Source organism: Sphingopyxis sp., from assembly GCF_035686825.1.
Taxonomy (GTDB): Bacteria; Pseudomonadota; Alphaproteobacteria; order Sphingomonadales; family Sphingomonadaceae; genus Sphingopyxis.
Window position 1 is genome coordinate 108067 of record NZ_DASRYZ010000006.1, and the last position, 13714, is coordinate 121780.

General features: G+C 64.8%; 12 protein-coding genes and 1 tRNA gene. 9 read left to right on the top strand and 4 right to left on the bottom strand.

The features are described 5' to 3' along the window. Nucleotides 1-23: 23 nt before the first annotated feature. Nucleotides 24-569, bottom strand: a complete 546-nt coding sequence (locus tag VFG17_RS13965) for a hypothetical protein (protein ID WP_325029993.1) — start codon at nt 567-569, stop codon at nt 24-26. 68 nt (nt 570-637) lie between these two features. On the opposite strand from VFG17_RS13965, the gene VFG17_RS13970 reads away from it, so the two are divergent. From VFG17_RS13970 to VFG17_RS14005, 8 genes are all read left to right on the top strand, one after another. Then, entirely contained in the window at nt 638-1822 is a 1185-nt protein-coding gene (locus tag VFG17_RS13970; protein WP_325029994.1) for a GNAT family N-acetyltransferase, read from the top strand. Continuing rightward, nucleotides 1819-2685, top strand: a complete 867-nt coding sequence (locus tag VFG17_RS13975; RefSeq protein ID WP_325029995.1) for a transcriptional regulator — start codon at nt 1819-1821, stop codon at nt 2683-2685. Before VFG17_RS13970 ends, VFG17_RS13975 begins: the two co-directional genes overlap by 4 nt. 81 nt (nt 2686-2766) lie before the next feature. Further along, nucleotides 2767-2985 carry a translation initiation factor IF-1 gene (gene infA, locus VFG17_RS13980; RefSeq protein ID WP_010162480.1) on the top strand — a complete coding sequence of 73 codons (219 nt, stop codon included), beginning with the start codon at nt 2767-2769 and terminating at the stop codon, nt 2983-2985. Between the two features lie 10 nt (nt 2986-2995). Continuing rightward, entirely contained in the window at nt 2996-3586 is a 591-nt protein-coding gene (locus VFG17_RS13985; protein ID WP_325029996.1) for a Maf family protein, read from the top strand. Beyond that, nucleotides 3579-4571, top strand: a complete 993-nt coding sequence (locus VFG17_RS13990) for a ribonuclease (RefSeq protein WP_325029997.1) — start codon at nt 3579-3581, stop codon at nt 4569-4571. Before VFG17_RS13985 ends, VFG17_RS13990 begins: the two co-directional genes overlap by 8 nt. Continuing rightward, complete coding sequence (locus VFG17_RS13995) at nt 4561-4743, top strand: DNA gyrase inhibitor YacG (RefSeq protein ID WP_037556792.1); 183 nt, start codon at nt 4561-4563, stop codon at nt 4741-4743. Before VFG17_RS13990 ends, VFG17_RS13995 begins: the two co-directional genes overlap by 11 nt. Before the next feature lie 84 nt (nt 4744-4827). Beyond that, nucleotides 4828-4903: transfer RNA gene (locus tag VFG17_RS14000), tRNA-Phe, on the top strand. 226 nt (nt 4904-5129) lie between these two features. Beyond that, nucleotides 5130-7793, top strand: a complete 2664-nt coding sequence (locus tag VFG17_RS14005) for a TonB-dependent receptor (RefSeq protein ID WP_325029998.1) — start codon at nt 5130-5132, stop codon at nt 7791-7793. A 107-nt stretch (nt 7794-7900) separates the two neighbouring features. Here the strand turns inward: VFG17_RS14005 and VFG17_RS14010 are convergent, their stop codons facing one another. Continuing rightward, on the bottom strand, nt 7901-10936 hold the full coding sequence (locus tag VFG17_RS14010; RefSeq protein WP_325029999.1) for a TonB-dependent receptor: 3036 nt from the start codon (nt 10934-10936) through the stop codon (nt 7901-7903). 436 nt (nt 10937-11372) lie between these two features. Between VFG17_RS14010 and folE the strand changes: the two genes are divergently transcribed. Then, entirely contained in the window at nt 11373-11972 is a 600-nt protein-coding gene (gene folE / locus VFG17_RS14015) for a GTP cyclohydrolase I FolE (protein ID WP_325030000.1), read from the top strand. Here the strand turns inward: folE and VFG17_RS14020 are convergent, their stop codons facing one another. Both VFG17_RS14020 and VFG17_RS14025 read right to left on the bottom strand, forming a co-directional pair. Beyond that, on the bottom strand, nt 11973-12629 hold the full coding sequence (locus VFG17_RS14020) for a Fe2+-dependent dioxygenase (RefSeq protein WP_325030001.1): 657 nt from the start codon (nt 12627-12629) through the stop codon (nt 11973-11975). Then, entirely contained in the window at nt 12630-13676 is a 1047-nt protein-coding gene (locus VFG17_RS14025) for a hypothetical protein (RefSeq protein ID WP_325030002.1), read from the bottom strand. Nucleotides 13677-13714: the final 38 nt, after the last annotated feature.

Sequence of the window (13714 nt, forward strand, 5' to 3'; positions counted from 1 at the left end):
AAGAAGTCAATCGCACCCTTTCACTATCGTCTGTCGGTTTGATACTGGCTCGCGGTGGCTGCGTTTATGCCTTCGGCGGCCGACACCACTTCCTTGGAAAAGATACGCCACTGCCCTCGACGGCGCTCGCAAACATATCGCGCTTTTGAAACCGTATACTCGCCGGTGTATCGGCCATCCATATCCACGCGACGGACAATCTCTTTCACCGTCACAATTTGTCGGTTTTGGATGACGTCCGATATCCGCCACTCTCGCGGCGTCGTGCTATATTTGGGGCAAGGTCCATTAAGCTTTACGGCGTTCCAGCTTTGGCGTGGGGTGGAGGTGCCTTTGGAGAAGCCATCGGCCCACGTCAGTGGGGAAATCGCCTCGCTTATCTGACAATCGACAGCCTCATTCCAGTATCGGATTGCGCTAGGGCAATTTGGGGCGGGTAGTTGCATTGCAGCCGCGTCCGCCGAGAGAAGGGCAACTACGGAAACAGTGAAGCAGACCGTCCGCATTTCGGAAGATTTGCAGATAAGATTGAAGTCCGCAATCCGGTCGAAACCGACCGTTTCGACCACGCAGGCTGCGGAATTTCCTCGGACGAATCGCCACGCCATCTTAACGCTTCGCTGCTAATCTCTTGCCGATGACGGTCCATCCCGCCTTTTCGACGAGCGCCGGCGAAGCCGCGCCGCTGACGGTGCGCGTCGTCGATCCGCTGTCGCTTTCGGGCGATCTCGCGGCGGCGTGGGACGGGCTCGCGAGCGAGGCGAGCGAACCCAATCCCTTTGCCGAACGCTGGTGCCTGCAATCGGCGCTCCACTTGCTCGATCCCGAGCGGAATGCGCGGCTGGTGCTGGTACGCGACGGCAACGACGGGCCGGTGATCGGCGTGATGCCCGTCGCGTCCGCACTCCATTACGGACGCCTGCCGCTGCGGCATGTGACCGGCTGGGCGCACCCCAATCATTTCCACGGCGCCCCGCTGGTGCGCGCCGGCTTCGAAAGCCTGTTCTGGTCGATCCTGCTCGGCTGGTGCGATGCCGCGCCCTGGGCGCGGACGCTGCTGCATGTGCCGCGCCTGACCGAGGACGGCCCGCTCCACCGCGCGCTCGTCGATGTCGCGCGGGTGCGCGGCGGCGAGGCGAGGACGGTGCACCGCGAAGAACGCGCGCTGCTCGAAAGCCCGCTGTCGCCCGACGATTATTGGGATGCGGCGGTGCGCGCGAAGAAGCGCAAGGAATTGCGGCGCCAGGCGAACCGGCTCGCCGAACAGGGCGCGGTCGGCCTTCGCCGCTGGCAGGCGGGCGAGGGGCTCGACCCGTGGATCGACGCCTTCCTCACCCTCGAGGCGCGAGGCTGGAAGGGGCGCGCCGGATCGGCGCTCGCCAGCCATGGCGAGACCGAGGCATGGTTCCGCGCGGTGCTGACCGGCGCGGCCGATGCGGGCAAGCTCGACATGCGCGCGCTCGATCTGAACGGCCGCCCGCTGGCGATGCTGGTCAACTTCCTTTGCTCGCCCGGGGGCTTTTCCTTCAAGACCGCGTTCGACGAGGATTATGCCCGCTTTTCGCCCGGGGTGCTGCTGCAGCAGGCGAATCTCGATCTGCTCGACGATCCGAAGATCGCGTGGGTCGACAGTTGCGCCGCGGCCGGCCACCCGATGATCGACAGCGTCTGGCGCGAACGCCGTTCGCTGGTCTGGGTCAATGTGCCGCTGTCGGCACCCGCCGACCGGCTGCGCTTTGCGATGCTGGACAAGGCCGAGCGCCTGTGGCGGCGCTGGAAGGGTGCCGCCGCGCCCGCAAATGAAGTAGAAAGCCCGACATGACCGCGCACCAGCCGATCGACCGCGCCGTATTCCCCGCCGAAACGCTCGAGCGGATGGCGGCGCTCTATCCGCAGCGCGCGGGATTGCTCCACCACCGTCTTCCCGACCATCCCTTGCTGTCGATCGAGGCGCTCGCGGTGCTCGGCGAAAGCCTGCCCGCAAGCGAGGTCGAATATAATCCGGGCAATGTGCCGATCGGCATCCGGCCCGAGGATGTGCCCTCGAACGGCCTGTCGATTGGCGAGACGATTCGCACGATCGACAGCAACGGCAGCTGGGCGGTGCTCAAGAATATCGAGAATGTCGCGGCCTATCGCACGCTGCTGATGGATCTGCTCGGCGAACTCGACCCCGTTGTGACCCCGCGCACCGGTGCGATGCTGACGCCGCAGGGATTCATCTTCATCTCGTCGCCGGGGTCGATCACCCCGTTCCACTTCGACCCCGAGCATAATATCCTGCTCCAGCTCAAGGGACAGAAGGTGATGAACGTCTGGCCCGCGGGCGACGAGCGCTTCGCGCACCGCCGCGAGCACGAACGCTATCACACCGGCGGGCACCGCAATTTGCCGTGGGAAGAGGCGTATAAGGACGACGCGGAGCAGGTGCCGCTCGGTCCCGGCGACGCGGTGCTGATGCCCGTGATGGCGCCGCATTTCGTCGCCAACGGCGACGCGCCGTCGATTTCGCTGTCGATCACCTGGCGCAGCGAATGGAGTTATCGCGAGTCCGAAGCGCATGCCGCCAACGCCGCGCTGCGCCGCATGGGGCTCGACCCCGCCATGCCGCCGCGCTGGCCGAGCTATGCCTGGATGAAGACCGTCGGCTGGCGCGCCGCGCGCAAGCTGCGCCTCGTCGAATGACGCCTGTGACAGATTGCTTTCAATTGCCGCAAATTGCGGTTATGGGCGCCCATCCCGATATTTCGAGCCCATAGAGGATTGATGGCGAAAGAAGAACTTCTGGAAATGCGCGGCCAAGTGGTCGAACTGCTGCCCAACGCGATGTTTCGCGTCAAACTGGAAAATGATCACGAGATTCTGGGCCACACGGCCGGCAAGATGCGCAAGAACCGCATCCGCGTTCTCGTGGGCGACGAAGTGCTCGTCGAACTCACCCCCTATGACCTGACCAAGGGTCGGATCACCTATCGCTTCAAGTGAGCGCGGCGGCATGGGTTTGAACCCTAAATCGCCCGCGCTGGTTCTGGCTTCGACTTCGCCGCGCCGGCGCGAATTGCTGGGGCGGATCGGGCTGGAGCCCGCGCGGATCGCGGCCCCCGAAATCGACGAGACGCCGCTGAAGGGCGAGCTGCCGCGCGACTATGTCGCGCGGCTCGCGCGGGGCAAGGCGCTCGCGGTCGCGCGTGCGCCGGACGAAGTTGTCCTCGCGGGCGATACGACGGTGGCGGTCGGGCGCCGCATCCTCGGAAAACCGGCCGACGAAGGCGATCTGCGGCGGATGCTCGCCTTGCTGTCGGGGCGGCGCCACCATGTCTGGTCGGGCGTCTGCGTCGTCGGCACCGATGAGCGTCCGCGCGTCCGCGTCGTCGACACGATCGTCGCCTTCAAGGCGCTGAGCGCCGCCGAGATCGACTGGTATGTCGAAACGGGCGAGGGGATGGGCAAGGCGGGCGGCTATGCGATCCAGGGGCGCGCCGAAACCTTCGTGCGCTTCCTGTCGGGCAGCCATTCGAACGTCGTCGGCCTGCCGCTCTTCGAAACGCGGGCGCTTTTGACGAGCGCGGGAATCGCGCTTGGCTGAGTGGCTCTATGAAGCCGGGATCGGCGAAGCGCGCGCGGCGCTGATCGAGGATGACGAAATCGTCGAGGCGCGGATCGAGCGCGAAGGCGAAGGGCCGCGTGTCGGCGCGATCGTCGGCGCGAAGCTGGTCGAGGCGGGCAGGAGCGGCAAGGGCGCGTTGATCGCGCTCGACTGGCCGGGCGCGCCGCAGGCGACGCTGACCGGTCTGCCGCCGTCGACCTCGACCGGGGCGCGGCTGACGGCCGAAATCACCCGCATGGCGCTGCGCGAGCGCGCCCGCGACAAGCCGGCGCGGGCGCGGATGGCGGAGATGGATGCGAAGGTCGGTGACGGTCCCGACCTTCGGACGCGCATCGCGGCGACGGGCATCGCCGTCACCGAGCTGCAACCGGCCGGCCCCGACCGGCTCGAACAGGCGGGCTGGTCCGAATTGATCGACCGTGTCCGCTCCGGGCACTGGCCCTTTGCGAGTGGTGCGCTGTGGGTCGATGCGACCCCCGCGATGCTGCTGATCGACATCGACGGCGAGGGGGACGCGCTGGCGCTTGCGCGGGCGGGTGCGCGGCAAGCGGCGGGCCTTATCCGTCGCTGCGACATCGGCGGATCGATCGGCATCGACTTCCCGTCGGTGCCCGATCGCGCGGGGCGGCAGGCGATCGACGCCGCCATCGACGCCGCGCTGCCGCAGCCTTTCGAGCGCACCGCGGTCAACGGCTTCGGCTTCATGCAGATCGTCCGCCGCCGCGAGCGGCCGTCGCTGATCGAACAGGTCCGGTTCGATCCGGTCGCGACCGATGCCGTGCTGCTGCTGCGCCAGGCGGAACGCGCGATGGGCGCGGGCGACTTGACGCTGACCGCGCGTTCCGGGGTGATCGACCATATCGTCGCACGGGCACACTGGATCGAAACATTGCAACATCGCACCGGCCGCGCGGTCCGCCTGATCGCGGATCCGGCCGTCAAAGGAGCGGGCCATGCCCAGTAAACCTCCGCGCTGCCCGCTGTGCGGCAAGCCGCGCGACCCCGAATATAAGCCCTTTTGCAGCCGCGGTTGCCGCGACCGCGATCTCCTCAACTGGTTCGGCGAGGACTATCGCGTGCCGGCCGATCAGGCGCCCGACGGCACCGCCGACGACGATCGTTTCGACGAGGGATAAATCGCCAAGAAAGATGCTGGACAGGACGCAAAGCCCTGCCTATAGCCGCCGCTCGCCAGCGCGGCCGACCGGCCGCCGCGGTTCGCCTGGGTAGCTCAGTTGGTAGAGCATGCGACTGAAAATCGCAGTGTCGGCGGTTCGATCCCGTCCCCAGGCACCACCTTCCCCTTATCGTTGTTCGGCATATTTTTGTGACGGTCCGATTACGCCTTCCGTAGCGTAAACTGTTGCTTTTGTGCCACTAATAGACGGAAAAGCCCGATGCTCACGCGCGCGCGCGTTGACGCGGCGGGGCGGTGCGTTAGACCGATCAGTCACTACCGGGCATCTCCCGATAAGCCTTTGGCTGCGCTGCGGTGGTTTTGGAGAGAGAGAGAGACATCATCATGACTTTGCGCAACATCCTGTTGGGCGCCACCATGCTGTGCGCCGCCACCACCCCCGCTTATGCTTTCGCCCAGGATGCCGCCGCGCCGGCGGATGCCGGGACGGCCGTCGACGATACCGATTATGGCAACGACATCATCGTCACCGCGAGCAAGCGGTCGCAGACCCTGCAGGACACGCCGGTCGCCGTCTCGGTGACGTCGGCGGCGCAGCTTGAAGACGCGCAGATCCGCGACCTGATCGACCTCCAGACCGCGGTGCCCAGCCTGCGCGTCTCGCAGCTCCAGTCGAGCGCGAACACCAACTTCATCATCCGCGGCTTCGGCAACGGCGCGAACAATGCGGGCATCGAGCCGTCGGTCGGCGTCTTCATCGACGGCGTCTATCGCTCGCGTTCGGCCGCGCAGATCGGCGACCTTCCGAACGTCGAGCGCATCGAAGTGCTGCGCGGCCCGCAATCGACGCTGTTCGGCAAGAACGCGTCGGCGGGCGTGATCAGCATCGTCACGCAAAAGCCGCAATATGAATTCGGCGGTTCGGCCGAAGTCACCTATGGCAATTACGACGCGATCACCGTCAAGGGCGACATCACGGGCCCGATCAGCGACACCGTCGCCTTCTCGATCGGCGGTAATTACAACCGCCGCGACGGCTATGCGCAGGATCTGAACCTCGACACCGACGTCAACGACCGCAACCGCTGGGGTGTGCGCGGCCAGCTCTTGTTCGAACCGACCGACGCACTCTCGATCCGCCTGATCGGCGACTATGACAAGATCGACGAGAATTGCTGCATCGCGGGCAATGTCATCGCCGGGCCGACGGTGGCGATCACCGACGCACTCGCCGGCGGCACCAGCGTCGATCGCGAAAACCCCTTCTCCTACGACGTCTACAATAATTTCCTGTCGTCGAATAAGATCGAGAATTACGGCGGTTCGGCGCAGATCGACTATGATCTCGGCAATCTCGCGCTGACTTCGATCACCGCCTATCGCCAGGTGCGCGCCGACACGAACCAGGATTCGGACTTCACCGCCGCCGACCTGATCGGCGAGAAGAGCGACTATGTCGACATCGACACCTTCACGCAGGAAATCCGCCTGACGTCGGACTTCGACGGCCCGATCAACTTCCTGCTCGGCGGCTATTATTTCAATGAAAAGGTCAACCAGCAGAGCGCGATCAAGTTCGGCGACGATTTCCGGCCCTATGCCGACGCGCTGATCCGTGCATCGACGGCGAATGCGCTGAACGTCAACTCGCTCGAGGCTATTCTCGGCGCGGCGAACGGGGCCGATTATACGGGCGACTTCTTCCGCGCGGGTGACGGGCTCGACGAAGCCTATAAGATGAAGAACGAGGCCTTCTCGATCTTCGGCACTGTCGATTTCGAAGTCACCGACCGCCTGACGCTGACGCTGGGCGGCAATTATACGAAGGACCGCAAGCGCTTCTCGACGAATGTCGTCAGCAGCGACACCTTCTCAGGTATCGACCTGCGCGGCAGCGGCGGCCGCGTCATTGCGGGACAGGCGCTTGCAACCGGTGTCGGTCAGGCGCTCGGCCTTCCGGCCGGCACGCTTGCGACCCCTGCCCAGATTCAGGCCTTTGCCGGTGCCCAGCCGGCGATCTTTGGCCAGATCAACGCGCAGGCGACCGCTTTTGGCCAGCTCAACGCCAATCTGACGACGGCGCAGGCCGCCGCCGACGGCAACCCGTTGACGGTCGGCAACCCCTTCCTCGCGCTGACGCCCTTCCAGTTCCTGCCGCCTTTCCTCAACGTTCCGAACGCGGTCGAGAGCGGCAAGACGAACGACGGCGACTTCTCGTACAGCGTGCGCGCCGCCTATGAACTCACCGACACGGTCAACGTCTATGCGACCTATGCGACGGGCTTCAAGGCGAGCTCGATCAACCTGTCGCGTGACAGCCGTCCGACCGCGGAAGACCTGCCGGCGATCATCTCGGGCGGCCTCGGCCTTCCGAACCTGGTTTCGGGCTCGCGCTTCGCGAATCCCGAGGAATCGACCGTCTACGAATTCGGTCTGAAGGGCCAGTGGGACGTCGCCGCGGTGAACGTCGCGGTGTTCAAGCAGTCGATCAAGGGCTTCCAGTCGAACGTCTTCACCGGCACCGGCTTCGCGCTCGCCAACGCGGGCAAGCAGTCGACCTTCGGGATCGAGTTCGACGGATCGGTGCGCCCGGTCGACGGGCTCAACCTGACGCTGGCGGCGACCTATCTCGACGCGAAGTATGACAGCTTCGTCAATTCGGCGTTCGGCGATATCTCGGGCACCACGCCCGCCGGTATTCCTGAACTGTCGCTGTCGATGGGTGGCACCTATACGCACGAGTTCGCGGGCGGGACCAAGGCGATCGCGCACGTCGACTACAGCTATGAGAGCCCGGTCCAGATCGTCGAAGGCCTGTCGGGATTCCCCGCGAGCGTCGCGCAGAACCTGAAGCGCGAAGTGAACTCGCTCAACGCGTCGTTCACGGTTCGCCTGACCAACGGGATCGACGTCGGCGTTTGGGGCCGCAACCTCACCAACGCCCAGTATCTGACGACGATCTTCCCGGCGGTCGCGCAGGCGGGCAGCGTCTCGGGCTATCCGAGCCAGCCGCGCACCTATGGCGGAACCATCCGCTACAAATTCTGATCGCGCGGCGCCGGGCGGTCAGCGCCCGGCCCCCGCGGCAGCAGGACAAAAGAAACCCCGGCCTCTCGATGAGAGGCCGGGGCTTTTTTGCGTTGCCGCCTAGGTGATCAGAATCGCACGCCCGCCGCGATGCCGTAGCGGCGCGGTTCGAGGGTGAAGATATTGGTGTAATTGCCCGACGACTGGTCGGTGATGTAGAGGCCGGTGACGCTGTTGGCATCGAAGACGTTCTGGATGAAGCCTTTGACATACCATTTGTCGTCGGGACCGTTCAGCTGCAGCTGGGCGTTGACCTGGGCATAGCCCTTGATGCGGTTGACGTTGCCGTTGAAGATGCTGCCATAGCTTTCACCGGTATAGGCAAGGTCGACGCGCGGGACGAGGCTCATGTCGCCGCCGCCCAGCCGCGCGGTATATTGGATACCGGCGCTGAACTTGTAGTTCGGCGCCTGCGGCAGCTGGTTGCCCTTGATATTGACCGGAACGCCGGCGGAGAAATATTCGATCCCGCCGAAGGCCGCCGGATCGAGCCCTGCCGGGGCGAAAGCGCCGGCGGCGGCAGCATCCATGACGGAACAGATGCTGAAGGCGCCGGTCGATGCGATGCCGCCGTCCGCCGGGAAGGTCGTCGTCGGTTGCAGGTTTGCGCCAGCGGCTACGCCGGGGACGAAGCCGCCGTTGATCACCTGCTGGACCCCGTTCACGAAGGCGTTGACCCCCGCGGCGTTGCCCGAGGTCGATGCCACGGCGCAGTTGGCGGCGTTGGTGATGTCCTTGATGATCACCGCATCGCTGCGGCCGCCGCCGAAGTCGCGCGGGTTGCTCGTGAATTTGTCGTCGGTGACCTTGCTGTGCAGATAGCTGAAGCCGAGGTTGACGACGACATCGGGGTCGGGTCGGACAATGGCTTCGGCCTCGAACCCATAGATGTCGGCGCTGACATTGTCGTTGACCGCGGTGCGTGCGACGATCTTGCTGAGCTGCAGGTCCTTGTATTTATAATAGAAGGCCGTGAGGTTCAGCTGGAGCGCGCCGTTGCCGAAGGTGTTCTTCGACCCGATTTCGAACGCGTCGACCTGTTCCGGCTTGAAGCTTTCGGGCACTTCGAAGATCGGCTGCAGCGGCGGGTTGATGCCGCCCGATTTATAGCCGCGCGAATAGGAGGCATAGAGAAGATTATCCTCGGTGACCTTGAAGTCGAGCACCGCGCGGCCGGTCAGCTTGTTGAACTTCACCGTGCGTTCCTGGATGATCTGATTGCCGGGCGTGCCGGGGTCGGCGTCGAACGAGCCGACAAACGGCGAATCGAACGCGCTGCCCGTTCCGCCATGCGGCGCGAGGAAGCTCGCCAGCGTCGAACGCGCCCTGACGCTCTTCTTGTCGTTGTTGTAACGCAGGCCGGCGGTCAGTTTGAGGCGGTCGCTGAACTCGAAATAGGCCTCGCCGAACAGGCCGTACGACGTGATCTTCAGGTCGTCGGTGTTGTTGCGGAAGAAAGGCGTCGCGAGGAACGAGGGCGGCAACGGCGCGGCGATCGTCTGCCCGGGATTGGCCGGGTCGGGCACGCGGTTGGTCGCCGCGGTAAAGGCTCCCAATACGCCGGTCAGATAGTCGATCGGAAAGGCGTTCACATAATAGCTGTTCTCGGTCAGATGATAATCGGCATAGATGCCGCCGACCAGAAAGTTGAACGGTCCATCGAGGTCGCTCGACAATATGGCTTCGGCGGACCAGCTGCTGTTATACTGGTTCGACCGGTCGAACTGGAGCGACTGATCGCTACAGATCTTGTTGCCGCCAAAGCTGCCATAGCCGCTTTCCTCGGCGAGCGAGGTGCAGAGCTGGCCGTTCGGGCCGTCGGGAATGATCGCCGCGGCGACCGGGCCGAAATAGGTGTTCGACAGGATCGGGTTGCCGCTGGAGTCCACCCCCAGCGGAATGGGGTTCGCGGCGAAGAAGGCGAGCGTGTTGAGGCCGCCCGCGTAAAGCGAGCGGTCGCCGACATTGCTGTTATAGTCCTGCGACGCGTCGAGCTTGACCTTCTGATACTGGCCCGAAACCTGCAGCGACACCGGGCCGAAATTATGCTCGATCTGGCCCTGCAGCGTCAGCTCGCTGGTGAAATAGCTTGGCGTATAGGCGGTGTTCACCGTCCGCGGATCCGACGGGATCGTCGTATTGGCATAGACGTCGGGGCCATAAAGGCTGCCGAGCGCAAAGCCCTGCGGAATGCCGCGAATGGCGAGGAATTCGCGCGAGGTCAGGGCGGCGGTGAAGGTCGCGTTGCCGTTGAAAGGTTGGTTGTCGAGGCGGCCGTTCAGACAGCCGAGGATGCCGGTGGGGTCGCGCTGGCAGAGCTGTTTCTGGATGCGCGTGCGCTTGTCCTTTTCGCGGAAATAGGACGCGAGCAGGTCGATGGTGGTATCCTCGGTCGGCTCCCAGCGGAAAGAGCCGCGGACCGAATAGAGGTCGCGGTCGTCGATGCGCGTGTCGAGGAACTCATTCTTCGTATAGCCGTCGCGGTTGAGGTAGATGCCCGCGACGCGGATGCCCGCGGTATCGCCCAAGGGGATGTTGATCATCGCCTTGCCCTTCATGGAATCATAATTTCCATATTCGGCTTCGGCGGCGGCTTCGAAGACGCCGAGCTTCGGCTTGGCGGTGATCACGTTGACCACGCCCGACGTCGCGTTGCGGCCGAACAGCGTGCCCTGCGGCCCGCGCAGCACTTCGACGCGTTCGAGGTCAAAGAATTCGGTTTCGAACAGGCGGGTCGAAAACAGCGGATCGCCGTTCAGATGGATCGCGGTCGCGCTGTCGCAGGTCGTGCCGACGCAAAGGTCGCCGATGCCGCGGATCGTGAAGCTGGCGCCGGTGAAGTTGGTCTTGGTGAAGGTGACGTTGGGCAAGGTCAGCTGAAGATCCGACGGGGTCTTGATCTGCTGCGCTTCGAGGGCCTCGGTCGAAAAGGCGCTGACCGCGATCGGCACGTCCTGCAGACGTTCCGACTGGCGCTGCGCCGTGACGACGATTTCGCCGCCGAAAGCATCGCGTTCCACTTCATCCGCCGCGTCCTGCGCATATGCCGGCGTCGCCACCGTCATCGCAAGGATCGACGTTCCGATCAGTGCCTTGAACTTCATCTATAGCCTCCCTTTTTCGACCCCGCGAGGTGCGGGGCCGCCCAACTTTCAAATTGTGGTAAGGGGAGGGGAATCGACCATACATGGCAAAGGGCACCCGGCCAAAGCGGCCATGTGCCCTCGTGTATCCCACTTGCCAGCTGCGCTGGTCATCGTCCTCTCCCACCGGCGTCGGGGAATACGCCGGCCTCTCCGGAATACGACCCGCTTGAGCGAGTTCTGTATGGCGTCAAAGGTGCGCCGAGTTGACGAAAGCGTCAAGTGACTTGTTCGGCCCAAAAAAGGACGCGAAACCGCGCCTCTCCGGAAAGAGAAAAAGTCAAGATTCCGCAACGTAAAGTTGATGAGGGAGGACAATTTCTTTTCGTCCGGCCCTTGCGTATCGCCATCGGGACGTCGAAATGTGCGACATGATGGCAACAGTGAAAGCGGGGCGATGAGCGACAAAGTCGAGTTGGGGCCGGATGGCAAGGTGGTGGTTCCGGACCATGTCGCCGACGCGGTGCGGACCTTGATCGAGTGGGCGGGCGACGATCCGGCGCGCGAAGGGCTGCGCGATACGCCGCGTCGCGTCGCGCGCGCGTGGAAGGAATATTGTTCGGGCTATGCCGACGATCCCGCGCTCCATCTGTCGCGCACCTTCGAGGAGGTCGGCGGCTATGACGAGATCGTGTTGCTGCGCGACATTCCGTTCCAGTCGCATTGCGAACATCATATGGCGCCGATCACCGGCAAGGCGTCGATCGCCTATCTGCCGAAGGACCGCGTCGTCGGCATTTCCAAGCTCGCGCGCGTGCTCAACGGCTTTTCACGGCGGCTGCAGGTTCAGGAGCGGCTCACCGCAGAAGTCGCGAAGTGCATCTGGGACAATCTCCAGCCGCACGGCGTCGCGGTGGTGATCGACGCGCAGCATGGCTGCATGACCGGGCGCGGCGTGCGCACGCCGGGCGTGGGCATGGTGACGAGCCGCCTGCTCGGCTGCTTTCTCGACGACGAGCGCAGCCGCAAGGAAGTGCTGAGCCTGATGGGCTATTGATCAGCGCCGCCACATCCTGAGCAGCTGATACTGAACCGCCTGAAGCCGCGTGAAATTCGCGGGTTCCATCTTGGCTCCCTCCAGCGCCGCCACCTCGTTGAGTTCGTACATCAGGCCCCGGTGCTGGACGTCGGGGATCAGGCTCTGGATGAAGGTGATCGCGACGAGCCGCTCGCCGCGCGTTACCGGCTCGACCTCGTGCAGCGTGTGCGAGGGATAGATGATCGCGACCCCGGGCGCTTCCTTGAAGCGCAGGTCGGCGCTGCCCAGCCGCACGTGCAGCGCGCCGCCGTCATAATCGGCGGGGTCGTTCAGGAAGACGGTGCAGCTGACGTCGGTGCGCAGCTGGCCGTCGGGGAGCGGAATATAGGCCGCGTCGGGATGCAGGCCATAGTGCATGCCCGGGGTGTAGCGCGTCAGTAGCGGCGGGGCGATGCGCGCCGGAAAGGAGAATTCCATAAAATCGGGATTCTGCACCATCGCGTCGAGCAATATCTTCGACGAGCGTTCATAGGCGCCCGCGTCGTGAAGCTGCAGATTGTTCTTCACCTTCGAATGCGGGTTGCTGATCTTGCCGTCGACGAATTTTCCGCCGGCGGCGATCTCGCGCAGTGTGCGCACCGCATTGTCGTCGAGCAACTGGACTAGCTTGAACATCTAAGGCTTCCTATCGGCCGTGATCGGCAGGTCGCCAAGGCTTGTATAGCGCGCGGCGAGTGCTTCAACCCATGCGATCGCTTCGGCGATGGCGGGCGCGTGATCGGCAGCGGCCTGCGCCTGCAATTCGCGGCGCAGGTCGGGGCTATAGCCATGCTCGGGCGCCTTCGAATATTGGCGCATGATCGGCCCGGCGAGCGCGGCGTCGATGCGGGCTCCGTCGACGGGCAAGCCGAAATGCGTCGCTTGCGCCGCGAGTGCGGCGGCGGGATCTGCCAGCATCGCTTCGAAATCGACCCACAGATAACGCGGATCGCCGGGCGGCAGCCTGCGCTGCGCGGTCGCCATTTCGCAAAGCCAGCTCATCGCGACGCGCGTGACCGGCGGCAGTTGCCACAGCGCGTGCGGAAAATCGGGAAGCAGGGCCGCGAGCCGCGCCATGCGCGCGGGCGCCTGCGCGAGCGTTTCGGCCATCGACGCCTCGCCCGCGAGGATCGTCTCGATGTAACGGGCGAGCGGGACGTAGAGGAAGAGCGCGCGGCCATCCGGACCCGTCAGATCGCCGGCGATGGCGGTGATCACGCTCGACGCCTTGATCGTCGCGCGCTGGCCGGGCGCGAAGCCGCGGCCCAGCCAGCCGAGGGTCTGCGCGAGGCGCGTGCGGTAGAGGTCGGGCGACCAGAGCGATTCGGGCCGGTCGATCCGCTCGGCGACCTGCGCCAGCGTGCGCAGCAGCATCGGTTCGCGCAGCGGCAGCGCGCCGCTCGCCTCGGCGAGCAGGCGCGACACCAGTGTCGAGCCGACATGGCCGATATGAAAGATGAAATCGGGGCGCGGCGCCGAGGCGCCGAGGTCGGGCAGCGCGCTCCATGCCATCCACTCGCGCCCGATGCGATCGGTGAGCAGCCGCTGGTCGAGGAAGCTCGCGGCGCGATAATCGGCTTCGCCGAGCAGCGCGATCAGCACCCGGTCGTTCGCGAGGTCCGCCATATGCGGCAGCAGGCTCGCATCGGCGGCGAAGCGGGACTGGAAGCGATCATCGGCCATCGTCCGCCGCCATAGGCGGGGCGGGGCGGGTTGGCCAG